11 protein-coding genes are annotated in these 14527 nt (G+C 61.1%); 1 reads left to right on the top strand and 10 read right to left on the bottom strand.

The features are described 5' to 3' along the window. Position 1: 1 nt before the first annotated feature. The 5 genes from ACYZT4_RS21135 to ACYZT4_RS21115 form a co-directional block, all read right to left on the bottom strand. Positions 2-1912, bottom strand: a complete 1911-nt coding sequence (locus ACYZT4_RS21135; RefSeq protein WP_461982803.1) for a cation-translocating P-type ATPase — start codon at positions 1910-1912, stop codon at positions 2-4. Then, complete coding sequence (gene hflK / locus ACYZT4_RS21130) at positions 1909-2967, bottom strand: protease modulator HflK (RefSeq protein WP_461982802.1); 1059 nt, start codon at positions 2965-2967, stop codon at positions 1909-1911. The genes ACYZT4_RS21135 and hflK (ACYZT4_RS21130) overlap by 4 nt, the downstream gene beginning before the upstream one ends. Then, positions 2964-4007: a protease modulator HflC gene (gene hflC, locus ACYZT4_RS21125; RefSeq protein WP_461982801.1), complete on the bottom strand. Its 1044-nt coding sequence runs from the start codon at positions 4005-4007 to the stop codon at positions 2964-2966. Before hflC ends, hflK (ACYZT4_RS21130) begins: the two co-directional genes overlap by 4 nt. After that, positions 4004-5962 (bottom strand): protease modulator HflK, encoded by a 1959-nt coding sequence (gene hflK / locus ACYZT4_RS21120; RefSeq protein WP_461982800.1) that lies wholly within the window; start codon positions 5960-5962, stop codon positions 4004-4006. The genes hflC and hflK (ACYZT4_RS21120) overlap by 4 nt, the downstream gene beginning before the upstream one ends. Positions 5963-6097: 135 nt before the next feature. Beyond that, a complete protein-coding gene (locus ACYZT4_RS21115; RefSeq protein ID WP_461982799.1) occupies positions 6098-6571 on the bottom strand; it encodes an Lrp/AsnC family transcriptional regulator in 474 nt (157 codons plus the stop codon). A 144-nt stretch (positions 6572-6715) separates the two neighbouring features. On the opposite strand from ACYZT4_RS21115, the gene ACYZT4_RS21110 reads away from it, so the two are divergent. Beyond that, positions 6716-7345 (top strand): LysE family translocator, encoded by a 630-nt coding sequence (locus ACYZT4_RS21110; protein WP_461982798.1) that lies wholly within the window; start codon positions 6716-6718, stop codon positions 7343-7345. Here the strand turns inward: ACYZT4_RS21110 and ACYZT4_RS21105 are convergent, their stop codons facing one another. From ACYZT4_RS21105 to ACYZT4_RS21085, 5 genes are all read right to left on the bottom strand, one after another. Further along, on the bottom strand, positions 7346-9469 hold the full coding sequence (locus ACYZT4_RS21105; RefSeq protein ID WP_461982797.1) for a hypothetical protein: 2124 nt from the start codon (positions 9467-9469) through the stop codon (positions 7346-7348). It abuts the gene before it with no gap. Beyond that, positions 9456-10652 carry a DUF3142 domain-containing protein gene (locus ACYZT4_RS21100; protein ID WP_461982796.1) on the bottom strand — a complete coding sequence of 399 codons (1197 nt, stop codon included), beginning with the start codon at positions 10650-10652 and terminating at the stop codon, positions 9456-9458. Before ACYZT4_RS21100 ends, ACYZT4_RS21105 begins: the two co-directional genes overlap by 14 nt. A gap of 41 nt (positions 10653-10693) precedes the next feature. Further along, complete coding sequence (locus ACYZT4_RS21095) at positions 10694-12724, bottom strand: 2Fe-2S iron-sulfur cluster-binding protein (RefSeq protein WP_461982795.1); 2031 nt, start codon at positions 12722-12724, stop codon at positions 10694-10696. Between the two features lie 63 nt (positions 12725-12787). Beyond that, positions 12788-13414 (bottom strand): glutathione S-transferase family protein, encoded by a 627-nt coding sequence (locus tag ACYZT4_RS21090; protein ID WP_461982794.1) that lies wholly within the window; start codon positions 13412-13414, stop codon positions 12788-12790. 129 nt (positions 13415-13543) lie between these two features. Next, a complete protein-coding gene (locus ACYZT4_RS21085) occupies positions 13544-14446 on the bottom strand; it encodes a LysR family transcriptional regulator (RefSeq protein ID WP_461982793.1) in 903 nt (300 codons plus the stop codon). Positions 14447-14527: the final 81 nt, after the last annotated feature.

Genomic DNA, 14527 nt, shown 5'->3' with positions numbered 1-14527 from the left:
CTCAACTGTCGTCCTTCAGCTTGAGCAGCGGTTCCTGAAATCGCAGCAATCGTCCGGCGTTACCCAACACCAGCAAGGTGCTGAGGTTATGCAGAAGGGCCGCGATCATTGCTCCCGCCGCGCCGAGCCAGCCGAATGCAGCGAAAGCGACAATCGCTAACGTCCAACCCAGACCGATGATGACGTTCACTTGCAAAGTATTCCGGCACTGACGACTCAACCGTACACAGGTGCCGAGCCGGCGCAGGTCACTGCCAATCAGCACGATGTCGGCCGAGGCCAAGGCTATGTCAGCACCACCGGCGCCCATCGCAACCCCGACCACGCCGGCCTTGAGCGCGAGTGAATCATTGATGCCATCACCGACCACCATCGGCCGAAAGCCGCTGCCGATTTCCTTGAGTACACGGTTGAGTTTGTCTTCGGGCAAAGCCTGGGCTTCGACATCGTGGATCCCGACGTCCCGCGCCAGCGCATCCGCCACGCTGTGGCGATCGCCCGTGAGCAACAATTGCCGGCCCAAACCGAGTTCACTCAACTCATTCAAGGCAAACCGCGCCTCGGGTTTAACCGTGTCGGCCAGCAACAGCCAGGCGAGAAACTCCCCATCGAGGGCCAGCCCGGCAATCGGGCCATCATGTTCGGGAACGGTCGAAGTGGGGATTCCCAATTGCGCGAACAACTCTGGACGACCGAGTGCGGCTTCGCCCTGCTCCGTCATTGCCACTACGCCCAGCCCCTGGCGTTCGTGAATGTCCGAAAGCAGCAGAAAGTGTTCCTGGGTGACCAGACCGGCGAGCGCGCGACTGACTGGATGACTACTGGCAGACCCCAGGCTGGCAGCGAGTTTCAGTACGTGACTGCGATCTTCCAGCGGGCTGTCGATGGATTGCAGGCGCAAGGTGCCGAAGGTCAGCGTTCCGGTCTTGTCGACCACCAGCGACGTCAGGTCCGCCAGCTCTTCAAGAAACGCCGAACTACGAATCAGTATCCCGTGACGAGCGGCGACCGCGACGCCGGCAATCGCCGTGGCCGGTGCCGACAACACCAATGCGCACGGACAGGCTGCCACCAACACCGCGAGCATCGCCTGCGCATCGTTGGTGACGAACCAGGTGACGGCGGCGAGCAACAACACCAACACCATGTAGCTGCCGGCATAGCGTTCGAGCAATCGGGTGATCGGTGGCTTGGAACGCTCGGCACTTTGCATCAGCGCGATGACTTTGCCGAGGGTCGATTCGCTGCCAGTCCGTGTCACTTCGATGCGCAACAAACCGTCGAGGTTGATCGCTCCGCCGAACACCGACATACCGACACCCGCCTCCACCGGCACCGACTCTCCCGTGATCGAAGCCGTATCGAGACTGGCCTGACCGGAGAGTATGCGGCCGTCGGCCGGTACCCGATCACCGGCCCGAACTTCCACCTGATCGCCAGCCCTGAGTGTGCCGTTGTCCACCTCGACGATAGCGCCATCGGCCTGAACCTTGCGCGCATGACTGCGCGTCAGTTTGCCAAGTGCATGGATCGCTTCCTGAGAACCGATCACACTGCGCTCTTCCAGCACATGGCCGAAAATCATGATGATCGGCAGCAACGCAGCGGTCAGCAGATCGCCGGTCGCCCAGGCGCCGAGCATGGCCAAGGCAATCAGTTGATCGGTGATCCCGTGCAAACTCGGATAGCGCAGGCTGTACCAGGCTGAACGCATCACAGGCACAGCGACCAGCAGCGAGGCAAAACCCAGCAACAATTGGCTGACACCGAACTGCTCCGGCGACACCCAGCGCCAGATCAAACCGAGCGCCAACAACCCCAGGGCAAGCATGGCCAGGGTCAGTTGACGGGCGGCGCTGCGTTGCTCGGCCGAGGACAACAGGCTCGGTGCGGCGGCGGTTTGCGCGGTCATTGTGCAGCTCCCTGAATGATCAGGCGGGAATCGTCTTTCGGATCGACCGTCGTCACCGAGCCGGCTTGCCCGAGAATTTTCGGCAGGCGCTCGCGATAAATGCGCAGCAGCATTTGTGGGTCGGTGCCTTGTTGTTGCGCCTGGGCCAGACTCAACACGGTGGCCGTATCGGCCGAGGCTTTCGCCAGCCGTTCGCTCCCTTGAGCGTGGGCAACCTGCAATGTGCGGTCGGCCTGTTCATTGGCTGTTTGCGTCACTTTTTCGGCGTCAGTCCGTGCGTTTGCGACAGCTTTGTCGGCTTGCTGACTCGCGGTCAGCACCGCATTGAATGCGTTAACCGCCGGCCCAGGCAGACTCGATTGCACGTCGACGCGCGCCACTTCGATCCCCACGCCCTGCCCGCTCGCCGTCAACTCGGCGAGACGCTGATTGATGCCTTGCACCAGATCACCGCGCAGCCGCTCACGTCTTTCCGCCGCCCGGCTGTCCGCACCGATCAGTTCCGGTCGCGCGACCAGAATCGTGTCCAAGTCGCGGGCAGCCGTCAGTGCCACGGCACTGCGCGTCACCAGTCGATCCAGTGCCGGCAGCACATGTTCGCCTTGCAGGACGAAAGCATTAGGTTCGGTAACTTTGTAGAAAACCCGCACATCCAGTTGCACTACACCCGCATCGCCAGTCAGCAAATAACCGGACCCCGCGAGCGCATCACTGAGGGGGGTGGCGAATGTAGCGACCCTGTCGGCCTGCAACGCGGCATCGCTGCGCAGCATATTTTCCACCCGGCGCTCGATCACTCGATCTGCCGCCGGCAACAGAATCACCTGCTCGAACGGTCTCGGCCATGCCAACAGCAGACCGGCATTCTGGATGCGATCCAACGCGCCAAAATGCAGCACAACAGCACGGTTTTGCGGATCAATCTGCCGCACATTGGAAAATGCCCACGCGAGCGCGGCCAATATCGTCACCGCATACAGGGCAAGAAAAGCCAAGCGTCCGGCCTGTATCCAGGGGCTGCTCAACTCGTTTGTTCCACGTGGAACAAGATTCATGGCTGCGACCCGGGTTTGCTATCAAGGGTCGGCGGACCGTCAACCAACACCCTGAAGGGCGCGGCGTCAGTGCGCAGAATCAATTTTGTTCCGGGCGTGACGATGGTGCCCAAGGTGTCGAGGGAGCGCAGCAAGTTATACAGCTGTGGCGCACCAGCATACGCGCGCCCGTAGATCTGCGCCGCTTCAACGCGGGATTGAGCTTCGATATCGGCCGCTTTTATCGTGGCATCCGCTTGCACAATTCGCGCATCCCGCTCGGCGGAGGAGCGAATCTGCGCAGCTTCGCGTTTACCGACGGCCGTGCGTTCGGTGGCAATTGTTTCACGCTCGGCACGCATGCGATCGACCGTGGCGGTCAGAGTTACCGATGGCAAGGTCAAACGCTCAATGCCGACTTGCAGCACGCGAACGCCATAAGTCGTCAGCAACTGCTGATCGATTTGCTGGCGCAACTGCGCCTCGAAATCGGCGATGTGCACTTGGTTGGCATCGGTGTTCACCAGATTGGCCAGATCAAAACTGCTGGCCGTAGTTTCCAGTGCCGAGCCCACAAACGTGCGAATCTGCCGCGCCGCTTCGTCCGGCTGATTTTGTACCGCGCGCATGAAGCGCTGCACATTGTCCGGATCGCCCTGGACCTGCCAAGCCACGTAAGCCTGGATGATGATGCGCAAACCGTCGCGTGTGCCCACGTCCTGCAAACCACTGGACGTCGTGCGCAACCGTAAATCGACAGGGATGGCGGCCTCGAACGGAGCCGGCCAGCGCCAGCCAAGTCCCGGTACCAGCAACACCCGCGACGGATTGCCGAAACGCGTAATCACCGTAGCTTCACCGGAACGCACTTGCACCAGGCTCGCCGCCGCGATGGCAAATGCCACCAGCAACGCCGCCCAACCCATGCGTCGCCATGGAAAGGGGCCGGCTTCTTGTGGGTCACCATGATGGTGATGTCCGTGGTGGTGCCCGCCATGGCCGTGATCGTGGCCGGCGTGGACGTCATGATCGTGATGATCGTGAATATGCGACTGGCTCAATTGGCAGCTCCTGGCTGAGCAGTTTTACGCGACGGCGCTAGGTCAACCGGAGGCGTGAATGTACGGAGGTCGATGGTTGGCGCATTGGCGCTACCACCTAAACGATGATCGAGAACCAACAGTTTGGCGTTGGCCAGGCCTTGCGATAGCTGGCTGAAATACTGTTCCAATACGAAGGCTTGGCCGGCACTGGCGTAGGCTTTTTGCTCGGCACTGAATTTCAGACCCGCCGCTTGCGCAGCCGCACTGATTTCACGCGCGTTGGCCGTCGCTTGATCGCGGGCAACGCTGGCCTGCAATTGCGCCTGATTGGTCGCTTCCGCAGCCGCGCCGCGCTCACGTGAGATCAGTGCCTGCGCGCCAATCTGTGCCGCTTGTACGCCGTGATAGGCGTTGGCCGCGCCAGCGGGTGGGTGAATGGCTTCGACCACGGTGGCGAGAATTTCCACGCCGCTGTCGAGTCTTTGCAGGTCCGCCTGCACCGCCTGGCCAATCTCTTCCGCGAGCCCTGCCCGGTCTTCGCCGAGCAAACCGTCGAGGGTGCGCGAGGCAAAGTCGTGCACCAGAATCCGGCTGGCAGTGCTGCGGATCAGTGTCGGCACATCGGCGCTGTTGTAGGTCGCAGCCAGCGCCGCTTGGTCCGTCAGGCCGATGCGATAGACGAACCTCACGTCCATGTTGACGATCTGAAAGCTTTGCTTGTCGGCGCGGCTGCTGGCGATCACCTGGGATTTGTCGTTCACATGGCTGGCGTCCCACAGACGATTGGCAATTGCGGGGGCCGGACCTTCAGCCGATTCCACTGTGATGGGCGCCGACGCTTCGCCGACACTGGTGGCCAATTCATGAACTACGCCGTTTTCGACACTTAATACCCGACCCAGCGGCCAAGGCAGACCCGCGTGCAGACCGGGGCCGAAGACTTCCACCGGTTGACCGAAGCGCTCGTAGATGCCCCGCCCTTGCAGGGAAATTTCGTGAATACCGGTCAGCGACCAGCCAACAATCGTTACCACCGCCAGCACGGGTACAAACGCCCGCCGCATGTAAGTGAACGCCCAGATCTGCCGCAGATCGATACCAAAGCGGTTATGCAATTCGTGCTGCAGTGCCAGCAACGGTTGCGGCGGCCAGCGCAGCATGTCGGCGACAAAGCTTCGTGCCAGCAGCGTGGGTTCAAGCTGTTCGCGGCGAGGGCTGAACAATGACAGAACGGCACGCAGTAGCAGTTCGACTGCAACCAACCCCGGTAGCAGCCCGATCAACACCGCCAGGCGCACCGGCCACACCGACGCCTCGCTGCCGAACAACAGGCACAACGCGCTCAACACGAGGCTGATGATGACCACGCGAGTCAGCTGCGCCAACTGCCCTGCCTCGGGCCATTGCGCCAGGTTTTCCTGGGCGAAGTGTCGTTCCAGCACCAGCAAACCGAACGCCAGCAACAGTGACAATGCCGCAACTACGTTTGCCGAAAAGCCTGGCGCGGCAGGTGGTAGCGCGAGATTCCAGCCCTGGTAGACGCTGAACAGCGCCGCTAACGCCCAGCCCCCGAGCCACAATGTCGGCGCGCCGATGCTCACCAGTGTTCGTGTCCAGCGCTGGCTGATCCGATCCAACACCTGTTCATACCAGCCAGTCGCGGCGTCCGTGGCTGCCATTGGCACAGGCGTTACAGCAGGATTCATCGCCCGAACGCGCCATTGCGTCACCCACCACGCCGATTGCAGTCCGGCAATCAGCACCAGCACCGCTGCGCTGAGGTTGCTCAGCAACGCTGGCCAAAGCGACAGTGGCGCAAACAAACCGACAAAAAATACCAACAGCAGCCCCGTCGCCGCCAACCCGCCGAGGCCTAGGGCCAACTGGCGCAATCGCCGCCCTTGAAAGACGGCCTGCTGAAAGCGCGGGAGCCCGGCTACCGCAGCCCCTTCAACTTCGAGATCGACTTGCATACCACCCCAGTGTCTTCTCTGCTCAAGTCGCAGTTCGTTACGATATAACGAAAAGCGTGAAATTTTTGTACTCAAACATTCTATTCAAAGGCGCTCAACCTGTCGCTTGGCTGAAGCCTTGACCAAAGGCCAGGTTTAAAGCGGCAAATGCTCGAGAGGCAACGCCCCCGGCGCCTTCACCGTGTGAATTGCAAAGTTGCTGCGGATGTCACTCACCCCCGGCAACTTCAACAGACGCCCGGTGAGAAACCGGTCGTAAGCGCGCAAATCCGGCACCACCACCTGCAGCAAAAAATCCGATTCCCCTGACACCAGAAATGCCGAGATGACTTCGGGCAACCCCATCACGGCCAATCGGAAGGCCTCCGCCTGCTCGTCGTTATGACGTTCAACCTTGACCCCGACAAACACTGTCAGACCCAATCCGACTTCGTCGCGATCCAGGTTGGCCTGATAGCCCCGGATCACCCCGGCTTCTTCGAGCATCCTCACCCGGCGCAGACAGGGCGATGCGGACAGTCCGATCTCGTCAGCCAGTTGCACGTTGCTCAAGCGACCGTCACGTTGAAGGGCTGCGAGAATTTTTCGGTCGTAGGCGTCCAGCTTCATGTTTAGTAGATCCCGATGGATGTAGCGCAATTTAGTGGCAGGTTATGCCAACCAATGGCTATTTAGAAGCCAACTACGCAAGCACCTGCCCTGCCCTCCAGCCCTAGACTAGCCCGACCGAATCGACAACGAGGTGGGTGCAACATGGCAGAACTGTGGCTGTTTTTCATGGCGCTGGCGGTGGTTTACCTGCTGCCGGGCCCGGACATGATCCTGTTGCTGCAGACCGGCGCCCGGCAGGGCAAAGGCGCGGCACTCGCGACGGCCGTGGGTTTGGGCATTGCCCGGGGCTGTCATGTGGCGCTGGCGGCGCTGGGGCTGGCGACGTTATTCAAAGCAGCGCCGTGGACCTTTGATGGGGTGCGCCTGGCGGGGGCCGCCTATTTATTGTGGATCGGCATTCAATGCCTGCGGACCACCATGCTCCCGCAGATGAACAGTGCAGATTCAGCCTGTGGACAACTCAGCTGGCGCGAAGCGATCCAGCGCGGTTTGCTGACAAACCTGCTGAATCCCAAGGCACTGCTGTTTTGCTCGGTGCTGTTGCCGCAGTTCATCGATCCACACGCAGGATCGGTGCTGGTGCAATTTGCGGCCTTGGGTGCGGTGCTGGTCGGTGTCGGTCTGTTATTCGACAGCGCGTACGCATTGGCGGGCGCCGCGCTGGGTCGCTGGCTGCAACGTAGTCCCTCGGCCCAGCGCTTTCAGCAGTGGTTGTTTGGCAGCCTGTTGATCGGTTTTGCGCTGCGGCTGACCTTTGTTCAACAGGTGTGATCACGTTCGCGCTTGGCGTTTGCGACGGTTGATCAACACCAATGCCAACGCCGTAAAACCGACAATCGCGCTCACTTGCAGCGGCCGTTTGTAAGGCTGTAATGCTGAACGCACGGGGGCGAGTGCCTGTGTCAGGTATCGCTTGTCCGCGTTCTGAAAATCCGGATAAGGACATCGGCGCCCAAAGTTAACCGCCCAATCCACGTAAGGGCCCTCTTTGACATAACGTTGGTAGAAGGCACTTTCCTCTTCGAGGCTAGTGTTCCAGCCTGCCGCCGCGCACAACACCGCGGCGAACGCCTGACTGGTATGGGGCAAGTTGTCGGCGGCGCGACTGGCCAGGGCAGTGGCAACATATCGATAGTGAAAGCGCTGATCCGGTTGCGCCGCGCTGGCTTGTTGACGCTGGATCTCACCTTCAGCCACGAGTGGCCCAACCTTCAGCTCGCGGCTTTCCAGGCTGTAATGACCACCGAACGTTGCAAAGTCCGGGGCCATCTCGTAGCCGAGAATATCCATCCCCCATTCGCGAGCCATCCAGGCCGAATTAAACAACGCCCCGGCGCGACGAGTCGGCCACCAGGCCGAATCAGCTTCATGACGCACCTGGCCATACGCGCGTGCCTTGTTTTGCAGATCGGCACTGTCGAAATAGCCTGGCGCTTCGTCATATCGCTCTTCACGCAACAAACGGCGACCGAGCAAATTGCGCAACTTCGCCGGCACCGGCAACGGCACATAATTATCACGCTCTTGCTGTGTCAGCGCGGGTGGCGCGGAAACGTGCGTATCGACGTAGTGTTTGAGTTCATCGACCGTCAACACACGCTCGGCAACGGACGCAGCGTCGAACCAGTAAATGTCCTGGCTGCGATAGAGCTGATCGAACGCTTGCACGTAATCACCACGTTGCAAGGCTAGAATTGCGCTCTCGCCATCGACCCGGCACTTGGGCTGAAGCGTTTCGAAGTCGTAGTCCGGTGTGCGCCGCTCGCCCCAGGATTCACTCTGCGGGAAGGCCTGTGCAGCCTTGGCGTACGCCGCAGCGGCAGCGACCTTATCGCCCTCGCGCACCGCCAGTTTTGCCCGCAGCCACCACGCCAGACCACCATCGCCTGCGTGTTCGAGGAACGCCTTCGCGCTGGCGTAATCACCCTGTTGATAATTCACCGCCGCCAGCCGATCGGCATTGTCGAGGCTGCCGCGTGTGCTGGCTTGCAGCAGTTTGATCAATTTTTGTTCGCTGGGGGGTTGATCACCAAATGACCAGCCCAAACGACTGATCAGCGACGCGGTGACCAGTTGCTGCACCGGTTTGCCTTTAAGCAACGTCGCCAGTTGGTCGTCTGGCAACGCCGCCAGTTGCGCCATCAACAGTTTCAGTGAGGTGTAACCCACGGCTGAACCGTGGATATTTTGCGTAGCGTAAAGTGTGATCGCGTTGTCCCAGTCGCCAGCCGTGAGCGCCACTCGCGCTTCTTCACCGAGGCTGGCGATGCCCAGTTCCAGCGGGTCGCTGAAGCCGTCGATGCTCAATTGCCGAGCCTGCTCGAACGCCATGCGCGATTGCGCCAGCAGGTTGGGCGCTGCGTCCGCTTCAGCGCTCATGGCCAACAGCGCCCGACCCAGCGAATACGCGGCCCAAGTGCTGCGCAGCGCGCGTTGATCCGCCGTCAGTGCCAGCACTTTCTTGAAGTAATCGGCGGCCAACTTATGATCATCCGCGTTGAACGCCACGGCGCCCGCCAGATACAGCCTGAGCTCGGTCGGCAGGCTCGCGCCCTCAACTTCAACCTGATGCGCATCGGTTAACGTGCGCAACTGTTTCACCAGGTCTTGTTGCTCAGCCGTCAAACCAACGTGCTCGGCACCGGTACGCTGCTCGACGTAGTCAGGCGTATCCATACCGTTATTGACGGTACTGGAGACATTCTTCAGACCCGCAATCGCCTGCCCGAGACGATTGATCTCGAACTGGAAATTACCTTCCGGCAGTTCCGCCAGCGACTGGTCCCGGTTGTCGAGCAGACGCATGGGGAAGTCCGGCCCGCAGGCCACCGCCGAGCCCAGTGGAAAACTGAGGCTCAAGCAGAGCAAGTGGCGGGGCCAGTTACGGGTAAACATTCGAAGCTCCTTGATCAATATTTGCACAGCGCGCCCAACCTATCGCACGCTGCCCGCCGGCCGGAATCCGACCCTCGCGCAGGCGAGTGAAGGTAAGCAGATCCGGGCGTTGTTGCAACGCATAACCGGCCAGCGCATCGGCGCCATCACAGTTCTGCACAGCAAGCATCAGGCGCTCAGGCCAGGCACTGTCGAGGTTGCCCTGGTTGCTGATGCTGACGTCATAGAGCCCATCCTGCGCCGAGAGCTTCAGCGTCAAGCGACTGTCGAGGGCGTCGCCGCGAGCGACGGCGCGCAAGGTCGCCAGGCTCCAGGCCCGGCGATCATTGGCCAGAGGCAGGCGAAACCAGATCAAGCCCGCCAGATGAGACGGTGGATCGTTGCGCAATGCGATGACAAGCGTGCGCAGTTGTTGCGGATCAGCCAGCAATTCCCTGCGCTCGCCGCCGCGCTCAATCGGCACTTCACTCTCCACCACGGGTGCGCCGCTTGCCTGCGGCAACAACGCCACGCCATAGGCCGGCAGTGCCAGATAGAAAGGTTTCGAGGTGATATGGCTCCAGGCCTTCGCCCACTTTTCAGCCTGCTGCGGGTCAAACAAGCCCTGACGCGGATCGCTCACCGCATGCGCCTGCAACACGCTGCTGTCGACTGTGGATAACAATGCCGGCAGTTCGGGACTGTCGAGCCAGGCAGGCAATGCAGTAATGCTCAGCGGCAAAGAGGCCGGCAACACCGCGCGCAAATTCGTCAGGAATTTCCGATACGCCGGTAGTCGAGCGGTGCCAGCGTCGTGGTCGATTTCCACACCGGCGAGCGTCAGCCCCTGCGCCTGCCAATCACTGAGGACTTGTTGGATCTGTGCGGTGACCTCGTCCCGGTCCAGCGACTTGAGCTGGCCATCGAGACGGATCACCGCGATCAGCGGCCGACCATCCTGTTTAAGCAGCGCCGCGTCGATTCGCGCCCGACTCCACCCCGCCTTGGGGAACGCCTGCAAGGCCAACACGCGCAACGTCGAAAAGTTCGAGCGGCTGTCTTTGAGTGCGGCTGCGTGAGACGGCGTCCATTGCCGTTGCCAGACGTAAAGCTGCTGATCCAGCGGCGGCCCGTCCTCGCGTTCGCAACCGGTCAGTAGCGCCAGCACCGTCAGCAAGGCCAAAAGACGAGCGAGAAAAACCATAGAACTCCTGAGCCTGATTCTCATCTTGCAGGAGCGGGATGTTACAGGTCGAGCACCAGCGGCTGCGAGCCCTGCGCTGGTATCGCACAACAAATCAGCACCTGTCCGTCATCCGGCACTTCCGCGGGCGGCTGTGGGTAATTCACTTGACCGCTGATCAGTCGAGTCTTGCAGGTCCCGCACGAGCCGCCGCGACAGCTGAACTCCGGACGCAAGCCTCGACTTTCCGCCAACTCCAGCAACGTGCCGCCCTCCGGTTGCCAACGGGCTTCCTTGGCCGAGCGCTCGAACACTACCGGGACTGAGGTGGTCGCTGCCGGTGGCTGTTCGAGGACCACCGCGTCAGGGTCCGGTCGGCGACGCAAGGTCGAGGGGCCAAAGGTTTCGGCGTGAATCCGGCTGTCACGAATGTCCATTTCCCGCAGGCTGTCGTACAACCCCTGGGTAAAACTGCCCGGGCCGCATAGGACAAAATCCAGGTGATCGTAGTCCTCCACTTCCAGGGTGTTCCTGAGCAACTCGGTGTCGATCCGTCCCGTCAGGTCAAAGTCCTCGCCCTCGAGCGCATCGGCCTCCGGCTGACTGAGCAAACGCAGGACCCGCACAGAATCACCCGCACGCTCGAACAAACGATCCAGCTCGGCACGAAACGACTGATCCGCCAAAGTGCGCGAACTCTGGAAAAACCATGTAGGCCGAATGTGTCGCGTGCGCAGGCCTTGATACACCACCTCGCGCACCATCGACAGCAGCGGCGTAATGCCTACGCCGGCAGCCAACAACACCAGCGGCCGACGTTCGTGCGGCTGTACCGTGAAATGCCCTTGCGGCGCGCGGGCTTCCAGCAGATCACCGACACGAATCTGTTCATGCAGGTGCGAAGACACCTGCCCGTCACGTTTTACGCTGATACGAAAAAAGTCATCGGACGGTGCGCTCGACAAGCTGTAAGTGCGGATATGCACCTCACCGTCAATGTTGAAGCGCAGTGGTAAATGCTGCCCCGCCTGAAACACCGGCAACCCGGCGCCATCGGCGGGCTCCAGATAAATCGAGCGGATGGTGTCGCTCTCCGCTTCGATCCGCGCCACCCGCAGCGGCCGCCAGCGATCACCCAAGGCCTGGGCTTGCAGGCGGGCGTTGGCTTGTTCCCAGGTGCCGGTCAGCAGACTGGTCGGTGATACGCCGTCGAAACGCCAGCGCAGAGCTAGCGCGGCGGGCCGACGCACCACCTGCTCCACTTCGAATGTCCACAACCGTTCTGCGCCTTGAAAAGCCTCGATCCGCGGGCCTTCGAGGATGATTTCGGTGCGCCCGCCAAGATGCAGCAAATCGCCGGAATTGAAATCGATAAACAGCAAACCCGCCCGCGGATTGATCAGCAAATTACCCAGCGTGTTAAAGAACAGGTTGCCCGCAAAGTCCGGGATGGTCAGGCGATTACCTTCTACCTGTACGAAACCAGCCTGGCCGCCACGGTGAGAAACGTCGACCGCGCGCTGGCCTTCGACGTCCACGTAACTGGCGACGAATAAGGTATCGGCGCCGACGATCATGGCTCTCGCCGCGTCATCGAGACTGTTCATGTGCTGCGCGATACGCGTCGCCGGATCCGCCAGCGGCACCGAGCGAAACTGCCGCAACTGGATATATTGCGGGCAGTTGCCGAAGGACTGTTCGACCGCGACTTCAAAACCCTCCGCCGTCACGGCGCCTACGCGACCATTGAGACGGTTACGCCGCCGTGTGTGCAGTTCGATCCCCAAGAGGCCGATCGCTGCGCCATCGGTCACTTGCGCCGGGTCATCCGCCGCCGGCAGGCTGCTGAACTGCAGCGCACCCGGTTCAGGCGAGTGCGCAAAACCCGGTGGCCCTTCCAGTACGCTCGCCCAAGGCTTGCCTTCCGCATCCACGGCGCCGTACAGCATAAACGGCAACTGCCCATAGAATTTACGGTGCTGGTCCGGCATCTCGGTGCGAACTACCCTACGACCCAATGCCTCCATTCGCTCGGCAACACCGACGTGTGCCTGCATCTCTTTCTCGCCAGCGTGCCAAGGTGAACGATCCATAACCTCTTCTCCCCTGCGCGACGGGCGCAGTCTGAACGGCCCGACAGAGTCGGGCCGCAAGCATCAGGCAGTTTTTTGCAGACCGGCGACGGTGCGCGGCATGCCGACAAAACCAGGCAAGGCTTCGATGCGCGCCACCCAGGCTCGCACGTTGGCGTAGTCCTCAAGCGACACATTGCCTTCAGGTGCGTGGGCGATGTAGCTGTAGGCGGCGACATCGGCAATGGTTGGTTCGCTGCCGGCCAGGTAAGGCGAGTGAGCCAGCTCCTGATCGATCAGCGTGAGCCAGACATGGGCGTAGGCGATCGTCTCTTCAGCGTTGTACTGCGCGCCAAATACCGTGATCAGCCGGGCTCTGCCGGGACCAAAGGCAATCGGCCCGGCCGCCACGGATAACCAGCGCTGCACCTTCGCCGAGCCCACCGGATCGGTAGGCAACCAGCGGCCGCTGTCGTATTTCTGCGCCAGGTACACCAGAATCGCATTGGAATCCGTCAGCACCACGCCTTGATCGTCGATGGCAGGGACTTGGCCAAACGGGTTGATCGCCAAGTACTCCGGCTGTTTGTGCGCACCCTTGGCCATATCGACCAGGATCAGTTCGGTCGGCAATTGCAGCAAGGACAGCATCAGTTCCACGCGATGGGCATGGCCAGAACGCGGGAAGTTGTAAAGTTTGATCGCCTGCATGGTCGACTCCGCTGAGTGATGGCGCCGTTCCAAGCGATCAGCACCGATGGAGGCCATCATCCTCTCGCGACAAAAACAACAGAATAACCAGCAAACGCAATCGATTATTTCATCTAGTGCAATAAACCGTCAGGCTCTCAAAGCCGGGTGTTCCCGCAGCGCCTTCACCGTGAAGTCGACAAAACTGCGAATACGCGCGGGGGCGTTGCGCCCGCCCTGATACACCACATGGATGGGCAGTGGCGGCAATTCGAAGTCAGCCAATACTATTTCCAGCTCGCCGGACGCGACTTTGCTGGCGACCTGATAAGACAGGACGCGGGTAAATCCCAATCCCAGGCACGCCGCAGTAATCGCGGCTTGATTCGCCGTGACCACCAGGCGCGGCTCAGGGCGAACGCCAACCGGCTCGCCTGCCTCCTGAAAGGGCCAGCTTCTGAGCTGACCGATCGCGGACGTCGCAATGACCGGCGCGCGAGCCAGATCCTGAGGATGTGAGGGCCTGCCCTGCGCCTGCAGAAATTGTGGCGAAGCACAAATCACCCGCCGCACTTCACCGACGCGAATCGCGTGCTGATTGCTGTCGGGCAATTCACCGATGCGAATCGCCACATCAATCCCCTCCTCGACCATGCTCACCACTCGGTCGACGATCAACCCATTGATCGTGACTTCAGGAAACTGGGTCAGAAAACGCACCAACACCGGTGTGACAAACAACTCGCCAAACAACACCGGCGCCGTGATGGTCAGTTGCCCACGGGGCTCGGCGTGACTGCCCGCTGCCGAATCCTCGGCTTCCTGCACCTCGGCGAGAATTCTCCGACAGTCCTCCAGGTAGCGCTGGCCCGCTTCACTCACGTGCACACTGCGGGTGGTGCGCGTCAGCAGCAGCGTGCCAATGCGCTTTTCCAGCGCGGCCACCGCTCGGGTGACGCTGGCCGCCGAAAGGCCCAGACGCCGCGCAGCCGCGGAGAAACCTTGATCCTGCGCCACAGCGGCGAACACCTGCATTTCCTGGAATCGGTCCACTGGGCATGTCCTCAATTCAGATGACGATCGCAGCCGTCGGGCTGCGACTTCAATACGATGTCCAAAACGACCTAGTCTGAC

It is taken from the genome of Pseudomonas sp. GB2N2 (genome assembly GCF_054897705.1).
The sequence above is the reverse complement of the archived record's forward strand: the minus strand, read 5'-3'. Positions and strand labels throughout refer to the sequence as shown.

What these genes read in the sequence shown, in the direction of transcription:
- ACYZT4_RS21100 (WP_461982796.1), bottom strand. Translation starts at nt 10,652, where the DNA reads ATGGTTTTTCTCGCTCGTCTTTTGGCCTTGCTGACGGTGCTGGCGCTA.
- ACYZT4_RS21135 (WP_461982803.1), bottom strand. Translation starts at nt 1,912, where the DNA reads ATGACCGCGCAAACCGCCGCCGCACCGAGCCTGTTGTCCTCGGCCGAG.
- ACYZT4_RS21105 (WP_461982797.1), bottom strand. Translation starts at nt 9,469, where the DNA reads ATGTTTACCCGTAACTGGCCCCGCCACTTGCTCTGCTTGAGCCTCAGT.
- hflK (WP_461982800.1), bottom strand. Translation starts at nt 5,962, where the DNA reads ATGCAAGTCGATCTCGAAGTTGAAGGGGCTGCGGTAGCCGGGCTCCCG.
- ACYZT4_RS21110 (WP_461982798.1), top strand. Translation starts at nt 6,716, where the DNA reads ATGGCAGAACTGTGGCTGTTTTTCATGGCGCTGGCGGTGGTTTACCTG.
- ACYZT4_RS21090 (WP_461982794.1), bottom strand. Translation starts at nt 13,414, where the DNA reads ATGCAGGCGATCAAACTTTACAACTTCCCGCGTTCTGGCCATGCCCAT.
- ACYZT4_RS21115 (WP_461982799.1), bottom strand. Translation starts at nt 6,571, where the DNA reads ATGAAGCTGGACGCCTACGACCGAAAAATTCTCGCAGCCCTTCAACGT.
- hflK (WP_461982802.1), bottom strand. Translation starts at nt 2,967, where the DNA reads ATGAATCTTGTTCCACGTGGAACAAACGAGTTGAGCAGCCCCTGGATA.
- ACYZT4_RS21095 (WP_461982795.1), bottom strand. Translation starts at nt 12,724, where the DNA reads ATGGATCGTTCACCTTGGCACGCTGGCGAGAAAGAGATGCAGGCACAC.